Genomic DNA, 22,589 nt, shown 5'->3' with positions numbered 1-22,589 from the left:
TTTTTTTGGATGATTTACGGACAGCCCCGGCTGGAAACAATGATCCGGGCATCGACCACCTCGTAGGAGGCACCGATGGAGGCACACAGCAGCCGGAGTTGATCGTGGAGCGGAACACCCGCCATCGACGCCGTCAGGGTGCAGTTCCGCAGCACCGTCGGATCATAGATAATTTCGACACCATACGCTTTTTTCAGTCGCTCAAACACTTCGGATGCGTGAGTATCCTCAAAGCTGAAGCTTTCCCGGTTTTCCGCAGGCGCTAGCAAGGCCGGTTGAGTGACGAGTTCTTTCTGGTAATGATTCTGGCTGGCATCGTACGTAACCTGCTGATTGGCAGTCAAAACCACACCCGGCACTTCGCGTTTGTCCGGTCGCCGGGACGCCATCCAGTCGCGCCGGTCCATCACCGACACCTTGCCCGACAACACCGACACTTTCATTTGCTTGTCGCCCGTTCGGGCCTGTACCCGAAACCGGGTTCCCAGTACGCGGGTCACCAGCGGGCCGCTGTAGACCAGAAACGGTCGTTTTCCTTCGTGAACCACGGCAAACGTGGCCTCGCCTTTCAGTTGGATTTCGCGCTGACCGGCGTCGAACGTGCGGGGATACCGCGCTTCGCTGTTGGGCATCAGCGTCATTTTACTACCGTCGGGCAACGTCAGCCGGACGGGTTGTGACGTGCCATTGACCTGATTGATCCACGGCGCATCCGACGGTTTTTCCGAATCGGCAAAGGCTGCGGTTTCTGAATCGGGCGTTATCTTATCCTGCCACTGATACACACCCCAGCCCACACCGACCAGCACAACAAGGGCAGCCGCTGTCTGCCAAAACCGGTTGCTGAACGACCGCTGAACCTTCTGCCAGCGCGACGGCTCCGGAGTGTAGCGGGCCAGTTTCACAATGCGCTCCACCTCCAGGTGTTCCTGCTCGGGAGCCAGGGTATGCGGGCGGTTTTTCAGCGCTTCGGCCATGTCTTTCGCCAGCAGCAGCGTCGCGCGCTGGTGCGGATTGTCCCGTTGCCACTGCTCCCAGAACTGCCGGGCTTCGGGCTGGCCGTGTTTGACCCAGGCCCGAAACCGGGCATCCAGCAGGAAATCTTCGACGGTATAGTGTTGATACGCTTTCATCATGGTGTTGTGGAAGGGCTTCGGTCGTTAATAGGAAGGCTTTGGCGCGGCATACTCAGGGCGTCCGGTTTATTTGTGCCAAGACTCCAGCAACCCGCAGCCGATCAACGACAGCAGCGAAGGCCAGCTTTCCCGCAGCCGTCGCAAACCCCGGTGAAGCAGGTTCGCAACCGACTGCTTGTTCACGGCCAGAATGTCGGCAATCTCCTCGTTCGACAGTTCTCCGTAAAATTTCAGGTGAATCGCTTCCCGCTGGCGATCCGAAAGTTGCTCCAGCAAAGCATTCAGCCGGGCCGTCTGATAGTCCGACAATTCCGTCCGGATCAGGGCCTGTTCCGCCGTAATGTCTTCCGAACTGAGGTCGTCGAACACAAAGCCGTCTCCGCCGGTCACCGACATATGGCGCATCATTTCCCGGTGGATTTTACGCCGGAGCGACTTGTAGAGGTATGGCCGGATGTATTGCGTCTGCACGATTTTGGCCCGGTACGTCCACAAATCCAGAAACAGATCCTGCATACAATCTTTCAGCAGGTCGGAGTCGCGGGTAAACCGGCCACCGTAAAAATGGAGTTCCCGGTAAAAATGCTGCACCAACGCCTGAAAAGCCTCCTGCGGCCCTTCCCGGAATTGCTGCCACAGCAGCGTTTCGTCGGTTTTTTCCCAGGCATTTTGACGTTTGTCATGGATATCGGGTTTCAGCATGGTCCTTACGATTTACCGGATTCAGAATGGGCAGTCAGAGCATGTATGCGGTCGAAGGATACGACTGGTGGTTAATAGGGGGTAAAATTCAACTAATACTCAGGATTGTGCAAAATTTATTTTAAAATCGTTTTGTCCCGGTTTCGGGGATGGTACACGGGAAAAATCCAATCGGGTTTTCATCAACAATCCCGCCGTTTTTCGCCCCGTCAGGGGCCCAACAGCGCAGCGTCGGTAGCCCCCGCCGTAATGGTTGTTTTTCCAGCGTGCCGATAGGTACGCAACGATTCCTGGTACCGTTCGGTCGCGTACCTCACGGCACGCCGACGCGGATGCTACCATTATTTCTACCGACGCTGCGCTGTTGTGCCCCTGACGGGGCGAAAAACGGCGCAGCTACTTCATGAATGAAAACTACAATGACTTTCTGTTTGGGTTACGTAGAAAAGAATAGGGCCCATCCCTGGAAAAACCGGCGAAGGTTCCTTTTCTTGCAAATGGAGAGGGACGACTACCAACCTGTAATCAAACACGCAATATGAATTCTTTCTGGAAACTTACCGGCTCCCGCGCCCTGGTGACCGGTGGCACCAAAGGCATCGGTGAAGCGATCGTAAATCAACTGCTGGAACTGGGCGCAGAGGTGTTTATCGTGGCCCGCGACAATGATGTATTGCAGCAAAAACTGGCTGAATACCGGCAAAACGGTTTTTTGGTCGATGGTCTGGCCGCCGACATCAGCCAGCCGGGGGCGGTTCAGCAGGTGGCCGAAACCGTCCAAAACCGCTGGGGAAGCCTGGATATTCTGATCAACAATGCCGGTACGAACATCCGAAAACCCACCATCGACTACACAACGGATGAATTCGATCTTCTGCTGAACACCAACCTGCGGGCCAGTTACGAACTCTGCAAGGCGGTTTATCCGCTGTTGAAGTCGTCCGGAAAAGGCAGCATTGTGTTTGTTTCGTCGGTGTCGGGCCTGACGCACACCAGCAGCGGGTCCATTTACGGCATGACCAAAGCGGCACTACACCAACTGGCAAAAAACCTGGCCGTCGAGTGGGCCACGGACGGCATTCGAACCAACGTGGTCGCGCCCTGGTACATCTATACGCCCCTGGCGGCACCGGTGCTGGACAATCCCGAAAAACTGGCAGGCATTCTGCAACGGACGCCAATGGGTCGCGTCGGAAAAGTTGAAGAAGTAGCCGCCACCGTCGCCTTCCTGTGCCTGCCCGCAGCGGGCTACATCACCGGCCAGACGATCGCGGTGGATGGCGGAATGACGGTCTGGGGAATGTAGTGATGGGAAGTAAATAAATCAATACCAGCATGGTGCAAAAATAGACTAAAAAGTCTATTTTTGCACCATGCTTACGAAAGCGGAACGAACCAAGCAATTTATTCTGGAAACCGCAGCGCCACTGTTCAATGAACGAGGTGTCGCCGGGGTTCACATTGACGACGTGCTTGCTGCCACCAAAGTAGCCAAAGGGTGTTTGTATGGCCATTTTGAGAACAAGGAAGACCTTTCAGTTCAGGTCATTGACCTGTTGCTCTCAAAAATGACGGAAAAAATTGCGGCTACGATTGGGCAAGCTGATACCGCCAAGGCCAAAATCTTCGCTTTTCTTGACTTGTACACCGACCCCCTGAATACGTACATTCGTGGCGGTTGCCCCATTTTCAACATGGCAGTAGAGTCGGATGATACACATCCGGTTATTAAAAAAAAGGTTGCGACGGTTATCACCAGGGGGCAGGAGCTGGCGGTTGCTTTCCTGAAACAGGGCATTGAGAATGGGGAGTTTTCGACTCAGCTTGATCCGGTTGTTTATGCGTTCAATATGGTGGCTGCTGTCGAAGGCGGGGTTGTCATGTGCAGGGCAATGAATACCGCTCAGCCGATGATCGGTCTTATCAAAAGTTTGAAAGCAGAACTGGAGCGATATGCTTCCTAAAAAAATTTGCCGTAAAATAGACCAAAAAGTCTAAAAAGAATCAGAATTAACTGTAAACCAGAAGCCGTCTCATTTCAATACTAAAACCTACTACAGCATGAAAGCCTTCTTCATTGATCGATATAACAAAAAAGAGCCCATGCGCTTCGGTGAGATGCCGGAGCCGAAACTGCGGGAAAATGACGTATTGGTTAAAATCCATGCCGCCGGAGTCAATTTGCTGGATTCCAAAATCAAAGCGGGCGAGTTCAAAGCCCTGCTCCCCTACCAATTACCGCTCATCATGGGCCATGACGTGGCAGGTGTGGTTGTCGAAGTGGGTGTGCAGGTGAAAAATTTCAAGGTTGGCGACAAAATCTACGCCCGCCCCGCCGATTACCGCATTGGTACGTTTGCCGAATTCGTCGCCATAAACGAAGCCGACATCGCCATCATGCCCACATCGCTGTCGATGGAAGAAGCTGCGTCGATTCCACTGGTGGGCTTGACAGCCTGGCAGGCCCTGGTTGAAAAAGGGAACCTGAAAAAAGGTCAAAAGGTGTTCATTCAGGCCGGTTCGGGAGGAGTGGGCACTTTTGCGATCCAACTGGCCAAACACCTGGGCGCAACCGTAGCCACCACCACCAGCGCAGCCAACATTGAACTGGTAAAGAGCCTGGGGGCCGATGTGGTAATCGACTATAAAACACAGGATTTCGAGAGCATCCTCAGCCAGTATGATTTGGTGCTCAACAGCCAGGATGCCGCCACACTGGAGAAATCACTGCGGGTGTTACGGCCCGGCGGCAAACTCATCTCCATCGCCGGCCCGCCCGATCCTGCATTTGCCAAAGAAATCGGCCTGAACTGGCTGCTGAAAACGGTGATGTTTTTCCTGAGTTACGCCACCAAACGCAAAGCAAAAGCCCTCGGCGTGACCTATTCATTCCTGTTTATGCGAGCCGAGGGAAGCCAGCTTGCCAAAATCACCAGGCTGATCGATGATCAGATCATACGCCCGGTGATGGACAAGGTATTTCCGTTTGATGAGGCCAATGAAGCCCTGGCCTACGTCGAAAGCGGACGGGCCAGGGGCAAGGTTGTCATCAAAGTAACGTAGCCCGGTTTCGCGCTTTCCGGACAAACGACCCTAAACTTTATTTATCCAGAACAACGACGTCGTTGATGAGGTAGCTTCCTTTGTCCGTCGTCAGGTTGTAGACTTTGTCGACCGTGCGAACCGCATTCTGAACGGCGGCAACTTTCCAGGCCGACACCGAGCGGGTGGCGCCATCGAAGCGGTACAGCACATCGCCGTTGCGCAGGTCACCCAGTTTTTTTGCCCCGGTTGCGGTTTGAACGGGGTGGTTGGCGGTGGCTTCCAGCAAAACCGGCTTGGTCAATGCGGCCGTGTTACTGGCCGAAAGGTCCTGAACCGGCGTCAGCCAAACCCCTGCAACGGCCAGATTGGGTTTTGCATGGATGGTCACTTCCTGCACCCGCGCCGGAACCAGCAGACGGGTTTTGGCATCGTAAGCCACCACTTCATCACCGGCTTTTACTTCCGCGATGGCTTTCGTCTGGCGGTCGGCCAGGGTCACCACGGCGTCGGCGGGGAAGCAGAAATTGTATTCTTCCTTCTTCTTGTCACCGCCTTCTTCCTTCGACCCGCCACCCATGAGCAGCGACATCTCGCGGGAGAGTACAAAACCGAGGGCCGACATCAGTCCGGCTTCTTTTTCACCCACATACTTCAGATCGTCGATGTAGGCATCCCAGGCCTTGCGGTCGGCACTGGCACCGGGAATCACAAACGGTTTGGTTTCTTTGGTTTTTCCATTTTCATAGATTGCCAGTAACCCCAGTTCTTTGGTATCGGCAGCCGTAAACACCTTGTACAGATAGATTTTCCGGGGAATCCCGTCGCTGTAATTGAAGACGTAGGCGGGGCGTTCTTCGTAGCGATCCAGGATGAAATCGCCGGATTTGAAATAGGTATCTTTTTCCAGATTCCCGATTTTAATGGCTTTGACGGCTTTCAGTTGGTCCAGCGACATGGAAGCGGTTTGCGCCCAAACGCGGGCAGAAACCAGTTGCGCGACGATCACACAACAGACAAGCAGACAGGTACGAAGTAAGTTAGTTTTCATGGTTGATCGTTATTCGATATTCAATATTGCTTAATTTCTCAGGACCTCTGCCCCTAAATCCCCTAAAGGACGGTCGGCCGCTGCCGGACTTTTAGCATCCGAAGGATTCCGCGTCCAAGTCCCCTTCAGGGGATTTAGGGGCAGAAGGTGTAGGTTATTTCTTCGTGTATTCGCCAACGCGGGCGTGCAGTGAATCCACCACGCGCCGGGCGGAGGTGAATGCTCCCGCCATCCAGGCCGTCAGATAGGTCGTATGCTCCCCGGCAAAGTAAATATTTCCATCCGGTTCGAGCAGCGACGGATAGTATTTTTTCCGCACGGCATCGTCATACAACGCCCAGCCACCTTCGTTGTACGGGATTTTCTGCCAGGCCAGTGAAAACGAATTTTCAAACTCCTGCGGGTACTGCGGATGAAGTTTATAGCCCTGCTCCAGCGCCATTTTTTCGCGGGCGGCCAGCGACATATCCCCTACGGCACCCGCCCGGTTGTAGAAATTATAATACCCGATCAATACGCCTTTCTTGCCCATCAGACCGAACGACGGATACCAGATCTGGTTGATATCCATATTGGTACGGGAAATTCCGCCGTAGATGGCGTCGTCTTCCTCCCAAAACCGCCGTTTGAATTGCAGGCCGATTTTGCCGGTTTTCATATAGGGAATAAAATCCGCCGACCGTTTGACCATCGGTGACAGATCGGACTCAATCTTTTTCAGAATGGGCAGTGGCAGCGTACAGACGCAGAACTCCGCCGTCAGTTCGGTCGGTTTGCCGTCTTTCTTGTAGACCACCCGAACGCCGTTCTCCGTTTTTCGTAACTCTTTCACCGGCGCATTGAACTGGATTTTTCCGGCCAGCTTTTTCTCCAGTGCCTTCGGAATAGCATCCATACCGCCCACGGGTTGCAGCAGCGTCGAGTGTTGCTCGAAGGTGTAATCGCCGTTGTTATAAAAAACCGGCTGCATGTAGCCCGAACGCAGGTACTCCGTCAGGCCGTACGGATCTTCGAGATCACCGGGCATCGAACCCGCGCCGGGCATCGTTTTGTAGCCCCGGCGGTTGGTGCCTTTGTAGAGCTTACCGGTATTCAAATCGCCTTCATTTTTCAGAAAATCGATCAGCTTTTCAACGTCTTCTTTCGTCAACTGCTGGTCGAGCGACGATTGATCCAGGGCTTTTGCGAGCAACTCGCTGGTGTAGCCGCGCAGATCACTGTGGTATTCCCGGATGCGCATCCGTTTGTTGGCCAGCGCGCCCGTTCCACCCTCGTTGTAGAGCCAGGCCGATTCGTTGGAGCCATTGAAGATTTCGAGCGGCACACCCAGTTCGCGGCAATAGTGTAACGTCAGTTGGTGGTTATGGGGTATCCGGGCGGCTCCGCCGTTAAAGTACTGACCATCAACAAACTTACAAATCTGTTCGGCTCCACCAATTTCCGTCTCCTTTGTTCCTCCGCGTACCGTCCAGACCCGGCCACCGGAACGGCTGCGGGCTTCGAGCACCGTGCAGTCGTAGCCCAGTTTGCCGAGTTCGTAAGCTGTGGTGAGGCCCGCCAAGCCCGCCCCCAGAATGACCACTTTGCGGGCTTTTCCGTCTTTCAAGCCATTGGCTGGCAAATTAAAAGCTTCGGCGGGGGCCGGTTTCAGCAGTCCCCAGGCCAGCAAGGTGGCATACGTAGCTCCGGTTGATTCAATAAAATTACGTCGGGTCATAGTTGATGAATGATGAATGATAAACGATGGATGATGAATGCTTGACGGTATTCCATTCATCGTTCATCGTCCATCATTCATAATTAACTAAGCAATTTTCTTGAAGACATCCATAAACATCCCCATTTCGTCGACCGTGCCGATGCTGACGCGGCAGTAGGGCTGGGCGTTGTGTTCGCGGGTCGAGGTCAGAATACCGTTGCCAAACATCTCCTTTTCGAAGGTTTTGGTTTTCATCCGAATCGGGAACAACACGAAATTGGCGTACGAGGGAACGTATTCGTAGCCCTTCTCTTTCAGGCCTTTATAGAGCAATTCGCGGGCTTTGTCGTTTTCGGTGCGGCAGAAGTTCTGCCATTCCAGGTCCTGGTAGCTGGCAATACCGGCTTTCAGGGTGGTGACACTCGGGTTCCATTCGCCCCGGGAATAATTCTGGAGGTCGGTCAGGAATTTTTCGGGACCGATGGCGTAGCCCAACCGCAAACCGGCAAAACCGTGGATTTTGGAGAACGTCCGGGTCAGGAATACGTTGTGTCCCTCGGCCACGAGTTTCGGCAGGGCCGGGCGGTCTTCGGGCTTCAGAAAGTCGATGTAGGCTTCGTCGATGAAGACCGGAAGTTTCGGCGAAACCTCCTTGCAGAAAGCCACCAGTTCGGCCGCAGGAACCACCGTGCCGGTCGGATTATTGGGGTTGCAGATGTAGACCAGCTTCGTATCCGGCGTAATTTTAGCCTTCATCGACGCCAGGTCGTAGCGGTATTCTTTCGTCAGCGGAACGGCTTCAATTTTGGCACCGAACTTCCTGGCGCATCCCAGAAAATCGTCGTAGGTAAACTGGCTGGTCAGGATGGTTCCGCCTGCGCCTTTGGCCGCGCTGCCGGTAAAATAAACCGCCATCGCCGTCAACAATTCCGACGAACCGGCCGAGAGCATGATGTTTTCGGGTTTAACCCCTTCGCGGGCGGCAATCAGTTGCTTCAATTCCTGACCTTCGAACATCGCATACCGGTTGCTGCTTTCGACAGCCTTCAGAATGGCCTCTTTGGCTTTTGATGAAATCCCGTGCGGGTTTTCGTTGAACGCAATGCGGGCCTTCAATTTCGGCATTTCCCGGCCCAGTTGAGCAAACTCATCAATGAGGGTTTGTTCATGCAGGGCATTGGCAGCAACCGGGTTCCATACCTCCCGCGCCAGTGCGGTCCGGCTCAGGGATAATCCGGCGGTAAACAGCGCACCGGTGCGTAACAAATTCCTGCGCGTGATGGGGTGATTCATGATTTCGTAGAGTTGGTAAGTTTTTGTACTAAACTACGATAAGATTTTATTATTTCCGAATAAAGCCAAATCCAATTTTGTCATTTCAAAAATAGTCAAAATTTCTAAAATGCTTTCTGAATGAAAGTAGATTTATATTCTTTTTATAATTATTCCTATCAACCACTTCAAAAACAAACTTATTTTAACATAAAAATTATAAAATCATCATAATTTAGTTCATTTTCAAACTTCTGGCAGATCGGTTATTTGGACCTTGAAATGCGTAGTTTCCCCAAAAAAGTGCGTAGAAAGATTTAGTACCGCAGTCAGAAAAATGCCGAATATTTGATATACTTACCGCCTACTCAAAAAGCCTATCCACCGACCCGGTTTTCAGCTACACAACCTAAAATTTTCCGGAATGAAACTTACGATTCAGGATTTGAATAAGACCTATTCAAATGGTGTCAAAGCCCTGCACGGCGTTACGCTGACCATCCCGCAGGGCATGTTTGGGCTGTTAGGACCCAACGGCGCGGGCAAATCCTCGCTGATGCGCACCATCGCCACCCTGCAGGAAGCCGACAGCGGCCAGATTCTGCTGGAAGACACCGCCGGGGGCACTATCGATGTGCTGCGCCAGAAAGACAGCATCCGGCGGGTGCTGGGGTATCTGCCGCAGGAATTTGGCGTCTATCCGAAAGTGTCGGCCGAAACCATGCTCGACCACATCGCCAGCCTGAAGGGCATCAGCAACAGCCGGGAACGCAAACTGATCGTCGAAGCCCTGCTCGAAAAAGTGAATCTGGCGCACGTCAAAAAGAAAAATTTAGGCACGTTTTCGGGCGGCATGAAACAGCGGTTTGGCATTGCCCAGGCCCTGATTGGCAACCCCAGCCTGATCATTGTCGATGAACCCACCGCTGGTCTGGACCCCGCCGAACGCAACCGCTTCCACAACCTGCTGTCGGAAATCGGTGAAAATACCGTCGTCATTCTCTCCACCCACATCGTGGAAGACGTCACCAACCTCTGCTCCGACATGGCCATTATCAGCCTCGGCAACGTGATCGCCCAGGGCCACCCCGCCGACCTCGTGGCGGCCATTCAGGGAAAAATCTGGCGCAAAATCATCGAAAAACCCGAACTGGACAATTACAAGGCCAACCACCAGGTCATTTCGACGCAACTCAAAGGCGGCAGAACCCAGATTCACATTTACAGCGACAGTCCGCAACTCGGTTTTGAACCCGTCGAAGCCGACCTCGAAGACGTCTACTTCTCCAAAATCACCAGCCATCAGCCAGTAATGAGTTGACCGGTATACAGTTTACGGTGGCTGACGCAAGCTACCATGAATGCGTCAGCCACCGTAAACTGTAAACCGTAAACCGTAAACTACAACCCCCTAAACTGCTCTTTATGTTTTGGAATATCTTTACGTTTGAACTGACCTATCGGCTGAAGCGTCCGGCCACGTATTTATACGGCCTGCTCCTGTTTTTATACGCCTTTCTGATTCTGATTTACGGCAACGGCCCGGCTTCCGAAAAAGCGAACGTCAACTCGCCCTACGCCATTTCGTACCTGCTGATTCTCATGAGTGTTTTCGCCACCATGATGAGTTCGGCGGTGATGGGCGTGCCGGTGTACCGCGACATCGAACACAACACCCGCTCCTACTTCTTCTCCTACCCCATCAGCGAACGCGGCTACCTGTTGGGGCGGTATCTGGGTTCATTTCTCATCCTGATTGCCATCATGAGCTGTGCCTGCGTCGGTATTGTGCTGGGGTCGCTGCTGGGGCCGGTATTGAACCTGGCCGACAACGTGGAACGCTACGGCCCGATCCGGCTGTGGGATTACGTGCAGCCGATGCTGGTTTTCGTGATTCCGACGGTATTTTTCACGGGAAGTCTGTTTTTCAGCCTGGTGGCGCTGACCCGCAATGTGTTTGTGACCTATGCCGGGAGTCTGCTGCTGTTCATCGGGTATCTGCTGGGCATTACGCTGGCGTCGGATCTGGAAAACAAGGACATCGTCGATCTGCTCGATCCGTTTGCGCTCAATACGTTCACAAACGCAACCAAATACTGGACACCCGCCGAACAGAACGAACTCCACGCCGGGCTGGAAGGCAATGTGCTGCTGAACCGATTGCTGTGGGGCGGAATTGGCCTGATGACGCTGCTGTATACGGTTTTTCGGTTTGATTTTCAGCGGTTTCTAGCCATCAAACTGGGGAAGAAATCGAAAGCCGACGTGGTTACGGAAAAAGCAAAACCGCTGGCTACGCTGCCCGTGGCCGAGAAAATCTATTCCACCAATGCCTATCTCACGCACCTGTTCCGGTTGACGAAACTGGAATTCGGCAACATCATCAAAGACGTTTATTTTCTGGTCATTCTGATGGGTGGTGTGTTGTTTCTGTTTCTGGATGGCTGGTTTGCCGACCAGATTATGGGAACGCGCTCGCTACCGACGACCTATTACATGATTGAGGTAAAAGATTTCGATTACATTCTGTTTGTCTTTATCCTCATCATTTTCTACACCGGCGAGAGCGTCCACCGCGACAAAGCCGTCCATTTCGACAACATTGCCGATGCGCTGCCCGTCCCGAACTGGGTGACCTACGGATCGAAGTTTCTGGCCCTGGCCGGCATCTGTTTTCTGCTGGTCAATCTGGTGATTGTCAGTGGCGTGTTGAACCAAACCGTTAAAGGGTATTTCGAGTATGACTTTACCCAGTACTTTACCGATCTCTACCTGATCGAATTTCCCGAATACCTGCAACTGCTGATGCTGGCTTTTTTCGTCCACATTATGGTCAACAGCAAGTTTACGGGCCACATCATCACGATCGGAATCTGGGTGGTGCTGATCGCGCTGCGGAATTTTGCGGAACTGGACTATAACCTGTTTTTTTACAGTTACACGCCCGGCTACCGGATTTCGGACATGAACGGTTTCGGGCATTTTCTGAAACCGCTGCTCTGGTTCAACCTCTATTGGCTGGCGTTTGGTTTTGCGCTGTTGATCGTCGGCAATCTGTTCTGGAACCGGGGTTCGGAAGGCGACCTGAAAACCCGCTGGCGATTAGCCAAACTGCGGTTCACGCGCTTGCCGCTGACGGCGCTGGCCGTTTGCCTGCTCATCTTTGTGGGCTCCGGCATCTGGATTTACTACAACGTGAGCGTCCTGAACAAGTACCAGACCGCCGACGAAACCCGGAAACTACAGGCTGATTACGAGAAAAAATACAGCCGCTACGAACGCGTCGCGCACCCGAAAATCACGGATTTAAAAGTAAAAATCGACCTCGTGCCGGAAGAAAGGCGCGTGACGGCCAACGGTATTTTCACGATCGTCAACAAAACCGCCCGCCCGCTCGATTCGCTGCACCTGCTGTTCAGTTCGCCGGAATACAATCATCCGAGAACCAAAACGCTGCTGATCGACGGCAAAGACCCGAAAATCCTGCTGAAAGACACGGTTTTTCGGTATTACATCTACCAACTGCCCCGAACCCTCCAGCCCGGCGATACAGCCCGCATGGAAATCACGATTACAGCACAACCCAAAGGCTTTACCAACAGCGGTTTAAACCGGGAACTGGTCTACAACGGCACATTTTTCGATACGGGCATTTTTCCAACCTTTGGCTACAACCCCAACGGCGAACTGACCAGCGACAAATACCGCAAAAAATTCGGTTTGCCCATCAAGCAATACCAGCAGCCGCCCTACACCGACGCCTGGGGCCGCAGCAATTTTCTGTTTACGCAGGACGGCGACTGGATTACGTTTGAGGGCACCGTTAGCACCGCGCCCGACCAGATTGCGATCATGCCGGGGTATCTGCAAAAGGAATGGTCGGCCAACGGACGCAAGTATTACCAGTACAAAATGGATGCGCCCATCGCCTATTTCATGAACGTCAGTTCGGCCCGCTACGCCGTCAAACGCGATGTCTGGAAAAGTCCGGATGGAAAAACCGTCAACATTGAAGTGTATCACCACCCGGCGCATGGCCGCAACATCGACCGGTATGTCAATTCGGTGAAGGCATCGATGGATTATTACAACCAGTATTTCAGCCCGTATCAGTTCCGGCAAATGCGGATCATGGAGTTTCCGCGCTACGCCAGTTTTGCGCAGTCGTTTCCGAATACCGTGCCGTATGCCGAGAGTTTCGGCTGGGTGGGTGATTTCCGCGATCCCGACAAAACCGACTATGCCTATTACGTGACCGCGCACGAAGTGGCGCACCAGTGGTGGGGCCATCAGGTGATGCCGAGCAACACGCGGGGCGCCAACCAGATTTCGGAGTCGATGGCGGAATATGCCTCGTTGATGGTGCTGAAAAAGACCTACGGCGACAACATCATGCAGTCGCGACTGAAATACAGCCTTGACCGGTATTTGCGCGGGCGGTCGTCGGAAGACAAGTTTGAGGAAACGCTGCTCGACAACGATACGCGGGCCTACGTCTGGTACGACAAAGGCTCGGTGGTGCTGTTTGCCCTGCAGGATTACATCGGCGAAGAACGGCTCAACCGGGCTTTCCGGGACTATGTGGAAAAAGATGCCTTCCAGCAAAAAGCGCCTTTTACGACCAGCCGCGACTGGTATAGCTACATCAAAGCCGCAACGCCCGATTCCCTGCACTACTTCCTTACCGATAATTTCGAAAAAATCTCTCTTTACGAAAACCGCATCACGGAAGCCAAAGCCGAGCCATTGAAAAACGACCAGTATAAAGTGACGATGACCGTGCAGACCAAAAAACTGTATTACGACAAGGCGGGGAAGGAAACCGGCGTGGGCAAAGCCAAAGACCTGATCGAGATCGGAATTTTTGCGGCTGATGCGAAAAACAAGAAGGGCATGACGGAAAAAGTGCCGCTCTACCTGAAAAAGCAGTGGTTGGCACCGGGGGTTCATAAACTCGAATTCGTCGTGAAAGGCAAACCCGCCAAAGCCGGTATCGATCCGTACAACAAGCTGATCGACCGGGTGTCGGACGACAATGTGAAGCCGGTGGATTAAGTTTAGAAGAAAAAAGGTTGTTTCGCAGAGTTGAGCGGAGGAACAAGGAGTTAAGCAGAGCTTTTTTCTCTGATAAACTCTGATTTCCTCCGTTCAACTCTGCGAAACAATTATACACAGTCCAAACCTTTCTGTCCGGCAATTTAAAAATCACCCCATTGATCTGAGCCGGTAAAATAGACAATTGAATGCCTGAATTATGCACTTCAGCGTGCTTCCTCTATAGTGCTGGTTGTTTTGGAATCTACTTTACAGATTCAATCTTTTTATTCACCAAACAACAAAAGCATGAGGAAACTAAATCAGCGTTTTCGAACCGGATTCCTGCATTCATTGCACTGGTTTTTTGCCGGATGGCTGGCCATTTCGGGGGCCGGAGCCCAGTCCATCAGCAAACAGATCATCGTCGACCAGTTCGGCTGGCGACCGTCGGCGAAGAAAATCGTCGTGTTTGCCAACCCGGTTAATGGCCAGAACAACGGCTCGCCCTACACACCGGGCAGTCAGTTTCAGATTCGTCGCTCGTCTGACAATTCAACGGTATTGACGGGAAACGTAACCATCTGGAACAACGGAAATCTCCACACCGACTCGGGCGACAAAGCGTGGCACGGCGATTTTTCGAGCCTCACCACGCCCGGCCTGTATTACGTCTACGACCCGGCGAACAACTTGCGTTCGTATGAATTTGAGGTGCGCGATGACATTTACGCAGCCGCCCTGAAGGCATCAACCCGGACGTTTTACTACCAGCGATCCGGCACGGCCATCCCGGCACAGCACGGTGGCAACTGGACCCACGGCCCGGCCCACACGCAGGATGCCAGCGCGCTTTTGTACACCACCTCGGCCCAGGCCGGAACGCAACGGAACGTGACCGGGGGCTGGTACGATGCCGGTGATTACAACAAGTACATCCCCTTTCTGAGCAGCACGATGTGGAATCTCATGGTCGGTTATGAACTCCGGCCCGCGGCTTTTCCCGACAACACCAACATTCCGGAGTCGGGCAACGGCGTTCCGGACCTGCTGGACGAGCTGAAGTGGGAACTGGACTGGATGCTGCGGATGCAGGCCGACAACGGCGGGGTTCACAGCCGGGTTACGGTGACGAGCTACGACAACGGTTCCGACGATCCGGCGACGGACGTTCAACCCCGGTATTATACGGCGATAACCACCTGGTCGACAGCCACTTTTGCCGCCATTACTGCCCATGCGGCCCGGCTTTACGGGAATTACGGCGGTCAGTATCCGGGCTACGTCAACACCCTGCGCGCGGCTTCCGAAAAAGCCTGGACCTACCTGGAAGCCAACCCGACGATGCTACCCGCTTCGGGGACCGACGGTGCTTCAACGGCGGCTGCCGATGCGGGTTCCAACGCCAACGACGACAAACGTCGGCGGGTTGCGGCAGCGGCCGAGTTGTTTGCCACCACCGGAACCGCCAAATATAAATCGTATTTCGATGCCCATTACAATGACGTGAACGGCACAAGTGAAAACGGTTTTCATCCGTTCTCAAACGGCAATCTGGATGCGTCGCTCTGCTGGGAACTCAACCGGGCCTACTACGTCTACGCCAAGGCTTCCGGCGCGACGCCCGCCGTCGTCACGGCGATCAGGGACAAGTTCAAAAGTACGATGGACTGGCCCCTTGAAACGTACCACATGCAGAAAAGCGACCCGTACCTGGGTTTCATGTGGACCGGCCACTACTCCTGGGGCTCCAATTTGCAGAAGGCGCTATGGGCGATTCTTCCCATTCTGGCGGTCGATCTGAACGTCAATCCGGCTAAAAATGCGCTCTACCAGGAAATTGCGGAAGAGTATCTGCATTATTTCCACGGACGCAACCCGCTCTCCTGGACCTACCTCAGCAACATGGGCAGCCGGGGCGCGAATGCCGGGGCCGAAAACAGCGTCGATGAGTTTTACCACAGTTGGTTTCGAGATGGTTCGGCGCGCTACGACGGTGCATCGTCGCAGTTCGGACCACCACCCGGTTTTCTGGTGGGTGGCCCCAACGTGTATTACGGCGGTTCGTCGGCTCCTCCGAAAAACCAACCGGCCATGAAGGCATACCGCAACTGGAACACCAGCTACCCGGAACCCTCGTGGGAAATCACGGAACCGGCCATTTACAACCAGGCGGGGTACACATTTCTGGTGTCGTATTTTACCAGTCCGGGCGGAACAACGCCCCCACCGGTGATTTCAGCGTCGAGCAATAGCCCGGTTTGCAGCGGCCAAACCCTCAGTCTGGCCGTGGCCAACGCGCCAGCGGGGGCCACTTTCCAGTGGAGCGGCCCGAACGGTTTTACCGCAACGGTGGCAAATCCGACCCTCCCCAATGCCGGGACAGCCGCTTCCGGGACGTACTCGCTGACGGTGACGCCTTCCGGTGGAACGGCGCAAACGGTGACGACCACCGTCATGGTCAACGCCCTGCCCCCGGCGACGGCGACGAGCAACACCCCCCTTGCGGCTGGTCAGACGCTGAATCTGACAGCCGCCGGAGCTGGCACCGGAGCGAGTTATAGCTGGAAAGGGCCGAATTCCTTTGTCAGCACCCTTCAAAACCCGTCCATTGCCAACGTCACGACCACAGCCGCCGGAACGTATACACTAACCGTTGGGCGCAATGGCTGCCAGGCAACGACGACGACCGTGGTGTCTGTAACGGGAACCAATCCAGGTCCGGAACCGTCTTCGCTCATCATTTACGACGATGCGCTCAAAACCGGCTGGGTCGACTGGTCGTGGAGCATGACCCGGAATTACAACGCAACTTCGCCGGTTTACAGCGGAACCAGATCGCTTTCCCTCCAGAACACGGCGGGATGGGGGGCGTTGTATCTCCATGCCGAAACGGCGGTTTCGCTGAGTACGTACCCGAGCCTGAAGTTTTGGGTACACGGTGGCCCCAACGCCGGGCAACGAATGCAGGTGGTGATCAACAGCAGCGGATCGTATGAATTTACGCCCAAAGCAAACCAGTGGACCCTGGTCACGGTGCCTTTCTCCGCCTTCGGAAATCCGGCGACTTTGCGGGATATTTTCATTCAGGACGTTACGAATTCCGCTCAGGCTGCGGTTTACATTGATCAATTGCACCTGGTTTCGTCCGGCAGCACCACACCACCACCGCCGGATCCCGTACCGGGCGGTTTGCTGATTTACGACGACGCTCTGAAAACGGGCTGGCTCGACTGGTCGTGGAGCATTTCACGAAATTACGCCAACGGCACCCCGGTGAAAGCTGGCAGCAAATCGCTGGCGTTGCAGTATACGGGAGGCTGGGGCGGTTTATACCTCCACCCCGAACCCGCTGTTCCAATGGCTTCGTATGTCCAGCTTCAGTTCTGGGTACACGGCGGCCCCACGGGCGGACAGCAGTTCAAGGTGACACTCAACAACAGTTCGCAGGGGTACACGGTTCGGCCAACGGCCAATGCCTGGACGCTGGTGACCATTCCCCTCACGAACCTGGGCAGTCCGGCCACCCTGAAAGACCTCTATTTTCAGGACACGGGCGGAGCGACCAATTCGGTTTTCTACGTGGACAATCTTCAGCTTTCAGCGGCTTCGTCGGCCCGGCTGGCCACGGCGGAACCCAATGACAAACCGGTGGTGCAGGTGTATCCGAATCCGGTCGACCGGCAACAAACAACCCTGATGGTGTCGTTGAGCGGTTTTCGGACGAATGAGGTTGTTGAGCTGAAACTGACCGACTTGCAGGGACGCAGCCTTCGGCAACGACCGGTGACGGTTTCTACGACGGCGTATGCGTTTCCGGTGGGTCAACTGGCACCGGGCAACTACCTGATGTCGGTGCAGGGCGAAACAACGCTGATCACCAAAAAGGTTGTGGTCGAGTAAAGACCGGGACTACGGTAAACTGAACGGGAGCAAGCGACGGCTTGCTCCCGTTTTTTGCACCAACGCATTCCGTACAAGAGATGATTCCTAACCGACAGAACGGTTTTAATGGTTTCCATAAAATGAAAAACCTGAATAGAACAGGGTGACAGGGGTGGTTACCGATCACAAGATAGGCGATGATTCGTTTGGTTTTGTTGCTTCAATTCCATAGAATCGGAGGTCTGTTCATCAGCATCCAACCTCATTCACACAAAACCGTGAAAACCTTTTTCCTGCTTCTGCTGCTTTCCACAACGGTTTTTTCACAACCAGCCCCCAAACCGCGCGCCCGCGACCTCGGCATTCCGCTGAACGGAAAACCGGGGCCATTCAATGCGATCACCGACGTTCCCGGTGTGCTGGTGGGCTACAAAACCCGGATTGAGGGCAGCGGAAAATGGGTGTTGGGCAAAGGCCCGATCCGAACGGGCGTCACGGTGGTGCTGCCAACCGGGAAAACCGACCGGGCTTACCCGGCGGGTTACTTCATTTTCAACGGCGACGGCGAGATGACCGGAATTCCCTATCTCCACGACTACGGCACCGGTTTCGGGCCGGTCGGCATCACCAACACCAACAGTGCCGGGGTGGTTCGCGACGCCATCGGCGCGTGGTGTCACCAGCAGTTTTCGACCAGAAAAGCACTTGATTTCTCATTCGGTCTACCCCTGGTCGGCGAAACCTGGGATGGGGTACTGAACGACATCAACGGTTTGCACATCCAGAAAGAACACGTCCTCCAGGCGCTGGAAAGTGCGGCTTCGGGGACGGTTTCGGAAGGTAACGTCGGCGGAGGAACGGGCATGGTTTGCTACGGTTTTAAGGGAGGTACCGGCACGGCTTCGCGACAGATTCGAATTGGCAATCAGGATTATACGGTGGGGGTGCTGGTGCAGGCCAACTTTGGCCGACGCGACGATCTGATGATGGCGGGGGTGCCGGTCGGGAAAGAAGTGACGGATTTGATGCCGGTGATCAATGAAAAAGACGGCTCGATCATCGCCATCGTTGGAACCGACGTGCCACTCGTTTCGTCGCAACTGAATCTGGTGGCCAAACGGGTGACGATGGGCATTGCCCGCACCGGAACCTACGGCACCAACAGTTCGGGTGATATTTTCATGGCCTTCTCCACGCAGAAAGCCGCCTATGACGCCGACACCAAAATGACTACGTACCGATCCGTGGATAAATCAAGCCTGGATGCGGTTTTTAAAGCCACCGTCGAAGCCACGGAAGAAGCCATTCTGAATACCCTGGTGGCAGCCGAAACGATGGAAGGCATCGATCATCACAAAGTATACGGCCTGCCCCACGACCGGCTGAAAGCGGTTTTGAAAAAATACAACCGGCTGACGGAGAGGAAATGATGACTTTGGAAATATTAAATGTAAAATGATAAATGGTAAATGTAAAAGCCGCTCCATGACGTCTTATTTCCGCTTTTTTATGCAAACTTGTTCACCTCTTAGCGCTTTCGATTCCAATCCCTAATCTTTTTCAACCCATGCAAATCATCATTACCGGCGGAGCCGGTTTTCTGGGTCAGCGGCTGGCCAAAGCACTCCTGAACAGTTCGCTGGCTTTTGAGGAATTGCTCCTGGTCGATCTGATTCTACCAACAAATCCGGGGAGCGACGGCCGGGTGCGTTGTCAGCAGATCGACCTGTCGGCAGAAGGCGCGGCCAAAAGCATCGTGTCGGCCAGAACCGGGCTTCTGTTTCACCTCGCAGCGGTGGTGAGCAGTCAGGCCGAAAAGGAGTTCGATCTGGGATGGAGCGTAAATCTCGACAGTTCCCGGCACCTGCTGGAAGCCTGCCGCCACCAGCATCCGGGCATCCGGTTTGTGTTTGCCAGCGGTTTTGCCGTCTACGGCGGAGACCTCCCGGCAGTGGTCGATGAACGGACGGTCGTTACGCCCCGATCCTCGTACGGCATTCAGAAAGCCATCGTGGAGTTGCTGGTCAATGACTACAGCCGGAAAAATTTTGTCGATGGCAGGGTGCTGCGGTTGCCCACCATTTGTGTCCGGCCCGGCCGACCGAATCAGGCGGCCTCTTCGTTTGTCAGCAGCATCATTCGGGAACCCATTCACGGCGAAACCGCCATTTGCCCGGTTTCGCCGGATCTGACCGTGCTGGTATCCAGCCCGAACACGATCATTCGCAACCTGCTGCATGCGGCTACTTTGGAAAGCTCCGCCTTCGGCTACTGGCGGACGGTCAATCTGCCCGGTATTCCCGTCACCATTCAGGAAATGCTCGATACCCTGGAACGACACACGAACCGGGAAACCGCAAACCGGGTCGAGTTCCGGCCCGACTCCGCCGTTCACGCCATTGTCAGCAGTTGGCCAACCGCCGTCGACAACCGCCGGGCGCTTCAGCTTGGCTTTTCGGTAGATGAGGATTTTGATGGGTTTGTCAGGCAGTTTCTGGCGGAGAAATAGAAAAATGAGTACCTCTACTTCTTCTTTTTCCGCTTCTTCCGACCCAATTGCAGTTCCTCCGCTTCCTTCATCAAGGCCTTTAGGTCAAACTGCGCGCCTTTGCTGGCGTCGACGGTTTCCTGGTAGTCGATCTGATCGATCTGGGCTACGCGGATGGGTTTGTCCAGAAAGGTTTCAATTTCGTCGAGGATCGGTTTTTCTTCGGGGCTGCAAAACGAGAACGCCTGGCCTTTCTGGGTTCCCCGACCCGTTCGGCCCACGCGGTGGACGTAGTTTTCGGGTTGCTCAGGCAGATCGTAATTGACGACGTAATCCACGTTGGCGATGTCGATACCGCGCGCGCTGATGTCGGTAGCAATCAGCACCTTAACCGCTCCGCTTCGGAACTGATTCATCACCTGCAAACGGTCTTTCTGCTCCTTATCGCCGTGAATGGTTTCACTCTTGATCCCCACGCGTTCCAGGGCTTTCAGTACCCGTTCCGCCCGGACTTTCGTCCGGACAAACACCAGAATTTTGCTGTCGGGATGTTCCTGAATCAGCCGTTCCAGAAAAAACCGCTTGTCGTCCATCCCGACAAAAGCCACGGAATGGTCGATATTTTTGGCCACCGGATCTTTCGGCGAAATCTGAATCCGGATGGCATTGTGTACCAGCGAATAGGCTAACTTCTTGATTTTCTCGTTGATCGTCGCCGAAAAAAACAGCGTTTGCCGCTTGCGGGGCAGGAATTTCATCAAATCCTGAATGTCTTTGATAAACCCCAGATCGAGCATGTGATCGGCTTCGTCCAGAATCAGGATTTCGACCCGCTGCAGGCGGATGTAGCCCTGACTCACCAGATCGAACATCCGGCCCGGCGTCGCAATCAGAATGTCGATGCCCGCTTCCAATTGCGCGATCTGTGGCCCCTGCTCCACCCCACCAAACACACAAAACACTTTCAGGTTCATGTGTCGGGAAATCTGCTCGAACACCCCGGCGATCTGCAACGCCAGCTCACGGGTTGGCACCATTACCAGACACTTGATGCCCTCCGCCCGTTTCTGCTTTTTCCGCTCATACAGCATACTGACGACCGGAATGGCAAAAGCCGCCGTTTTTCCGGTGCCGGTTTGGGCAATCGCCAGCACATCTTCGCCCTTCAGAATCGGCGGTATCGATTTAAACTGAATGTCGGTCGGTTTTTTGAAGCCCAACCCTTCCAGATTCCGCTTGATTTCGGGGGCAATATAATAATCGTCGAATTTCATGGTGGTGTACGCTGGACTCCGGGTGGTGGTTGGTCATGTCCAATGCGAGTGCGAAGTAAAGGGAATATTCCTGAAAAACCGTTCCAACCCTTCTGACTTCCCGCGAGTCATCTTCCAAAAACAACAGATACTGGATGAATACGTTTCTGTAGACCGGATTCGAACCTCAACAAAAAACCACCGCTACACAGCAGCGGTGGTTTTACAGTTTGTCTAAATTCTACGGTATTTATTACTCGGTGGGAGTGTTCAAAACCACCGACCGGGCGGGTGTGGAAACCGGCGGGGTGGCCACGTTCACCTGTTTGCGAATCGCGCCCTGAGCCGACTTGAATTCCAGTTCGTAGGCGCCATCGGCCAGATTTTTCATGTCCAGCTTGGCCGCGTATTTCAATTCTTTTTTCGAAATCGTTTCCTGAAAAATGATTTCTTTTTTGTCGTTGCGCAGCAAAACCGTCACTGGCTCTGCGGCTGATTTTACGACGGATACCCGAATCTTGTTTTCGGAAGTGACGTAGGCGCTGGCGCCAAAGGGCAGTGTGCTGGGCGTAGCGGGTTCGCTCAAAACCGGGGCGCTCAACAGCGCGGTACAGATCAGATTACTCAGGAGATTGAACATGATATTGTTTACGGTTATGTATTTGTTGTTGTTGGAAATGATTCAATAGTTGTTGCTTACGTGTTCGGTTACTGTTATTCCAAACGCCGTGCCAATTAAACAACTACCTGATAATCAACATACTAAAAATTTTCTGTCAAATTCTACTGTACGAAGCCGGACAATTGTTGTTCGCTGGCGGACAAAACGTACCCCCGGACTAATTGATTTAAACTAAATAACCGCCGAAGTAAATGTTTATCAGCCCACTGCCGCTCGGGCGGCCCCGTTTAGCTGTGGGTAAATTGAAGTGAAACCAAATCATTATGAAACCGTTTTAACGGTTTTGCCGGACCATGAAACCGTTAAAACGGTTCTGTTAGCAGGGGGTTACTTTTCGCTTTACCC

The 22,589-nt window shown here is 53.8% G+C and carries 15 protein-coding genes; 8 read left to right on the top strand and 7 right to left on the bottom strand.

Annotation, left to right across the window (positions count from 1 at the left end):
- Positions 1-14 precede the first annotated feature (14 nt).
- Both ACO064_RS24390 and ACO064_RS24385 read right to left on the bottom strand, forming a co-directional pair.
- Positions 15-1,136 (bottom strand): FecR family protein, encoded by a 1,122-nt coding sequence (locus ACO064_RS24390; protein ID WP_421829814.1) that lies wholly within the window; start codon positions 1,134-1,136, stop codon positions 15-17.
- Between the two features lie 66 nt (positions 1,137-1,202).
- Entirely contained in the window at positions 1,203-1,838 is a 636-nt protein-coding gene (locus ACO064_RS24385) for an RNA polymerase sigma factor (RefSeq protein ID WP_421829813.1), read from the bottom strand.
- A 538-nt stretch (positions 1,839-2,376) separates the two neighbouring features.
- Here ACO064_RS24385 and ACO064_RS24380 point away from each other — a divergent pair.
- The 3 genes from ACO064_RS24380 to ACO064_RS24370 all read left to right on the top strand — a co-directional run bounded on the left by ACO064_RS24380 (position 2,377) and on the right by ACO064_RS24370 (position 4,901).
- Complete coding sequence (locus ACO064_RS24380) at positions 2,377-3,144, top strand: SDR family oxidoreductase (RefSeq protein WP_421829812.1); 768 nt, start codon at positions 2,377-2,379, stop codon at positions 3,142-3,144.
- A 67-nt stretch (positions 3,145-3,211) separates the two neighbouring features.
- The gene (locus ACO064_RS24375; protein ID WP_421829811.1) at positions 3,212-3,802 is read left to right on the top strand and encodes a TetR/AcrR family transcriptional regulator; all 591 of its coding nucleotides are present in this window, start codon (positions 3,212-3,214) and stop codon (positions 3,800-3,802) included.
- A gap of 97 nt (positions 3,803-3,899) precedes the next feature.
- Positions 3,900-4,901: an NADP-dependent oxidoreductase gene (locus ACO064_RS24370; protein WP_421829810.1), complete on the top strand. Its 1,002-nt coding sequence runs from the start codon at positions 3,900-3,902 to the stop codon at positions 4,899-4,901.
- A gap of 37 nt (positions 4,902-4,938) precedes the next feature.
- Here ACO064_RS24370 and ACO064_RS24365 read toward each other — a convergent pair whose 3' ends face one another.
- The 3 genes from ACO064_RS24365 to ACO064_RS24355 form a co-directional block, all read right to left on the bottom strand.
- Positions 4,939-5,931, bottom strand: coding sequence for a Hint domain-containing protein (locus ACO064_RS24365; protein ID WP_421829809.1), 993 nt, complete (start codon positions 5,929-5,931; stop codon positions 4,939-4,941).
- A gap of 154 nt (positions 5,932-6,085) precedes the next feature.
- Positions 6,086-7,648: a flavin monoamine oxidase family protein gene (locus ACO064_RS24360; protein ID WP_421829808.1), complete on the bottom strand. Its 1,563-nt coding sequence runs from the start codon at positions 7,646-7,648 to the stop codon at positions 6,086-6,088.
- A gap of 87 nt (positions 7,649-7,735) precedes the next feature.
- A complete protein-coding gene (locus tag ACO064_RS24355) occupies positions 7,736-8,923 on the bottom strand; it encodes a pyridoxal phosphate-dependent aminotransferase (RefSeq protein WP_421829807.1) in 1,188 nt (395 codons plus the stop codon).
- A gap of 403 nt (positions 8,924-9,326) precedes the next feature.
- On the opposite strand from ACO064_RS24355, the gene ACO064_RS24350 reads away from it, so the two are divergent.
- The 5 genes from ACO064_RS24350 (at position 9,327) to denD (ending at position 20,330) form a co-directional block, all read left to right on the top strand.
- Complete coding sequence (locus ACO064_RS24350; protein ID WP_421829806.1) at positions 9,327-10,223, top strand: ABC transporter ATP-binding protein; 897 nt, start codon at positions 9,327-9,329, stop codon at positions 10,221-10,223.
- A gap of 104 nt (positions 10,224-10,327) precedes the next feature.
- On the top strand, positions 10,328-13,957 hold the full coding sequence (locus ACO064_RS24345) for an ABC transporter permease/M1 family aminopeptidase (RefSeq protein ID WP_421829805.1): 3,630 nt from the start codon (positions 10,328-10,330) through the stop codon (positions 13,955-13,957).
- A gap of 288 nt (positions 13,958-14,245) precedes the next feature.
- Positions 14,246-17,839: a glycoside hydrolase family 9 protein gene (locus ACO064_RS24340; RefSeq protein ID WP_421829804.1), complete on the top strand. Its 3,594-nt coding sequence runs from the start codon at positions 14,246-14,248 to the stop codon at positions 17,837-17,839.
- A 260-nt stretch (positions 17,840-18,099) separates the two neighbouring features.
- Positions 18,100-19,251, top strand: a complete 1,152-nt coding sequence (locus ACO064_RS24335; protein WP_421829803.1) for a P1 family peptidase — start codon at positions 18,100-18,102, stop codon at positions 19,249-19,251.
- Positions 19,252-19,388: 137 nt separating this feature from the next.
- Entirely contained in the window at positions 19,389-20,330 is a 942-nt protein-coding gene (denD, locus tag ACO064_RS24330) for a D-erythronate dehydrogenase (protein WP_421829802.1), read from the top strand.
- A 14-nt stretch (positions 20,331-20,344) separates the two neighbouring features.
- Here denD and ACO064_RS24325 read toward each other — a convergent pair whose 3' ends face one another.
- Positions 20,345-21,583 carry a DEAD/DEAH box helicase gene (locus ACO064_RS24325; protein WP_421829801.1) on the bottom strand — a complete coding sequence of 413 codons (1,239 nt, stop codon included), beginning with the start codon at positions 21,581-21,583 and terminating at the stop codon, positions 20,345-20,347.
- Between the two features lie 232 nt (positions 21,584-21,815).
- The gene (locus tag ACO064_RS24320) at positions 21,816-22,202 is read right to left on the bottom strand and encodes a DUF3244 domain-containing protein (protein ID WP_421829800.1); all 387 of its coding nucleotides are present in this window, start codon (positions 22,200-22,202) and stop codon (positions 21,816-21,818) included.
- Positions 22,203-22,589 lie beyond the last annotated feature (387 nt).

The organism is Larkinella sp., from assembly GCF_965227735.1.
In the GTDB taxonomy this organism is placed as follows: Bacteria; Bacteroidota; Bacteroidia; order Cytophagales; family Spirosomataceae; genus Larkinella.
The sequence above is the reverse complement of the archived record's forward strand: the minus strand, read 5'-3'. Positions and strand labels throughout refer to the sequence as shown.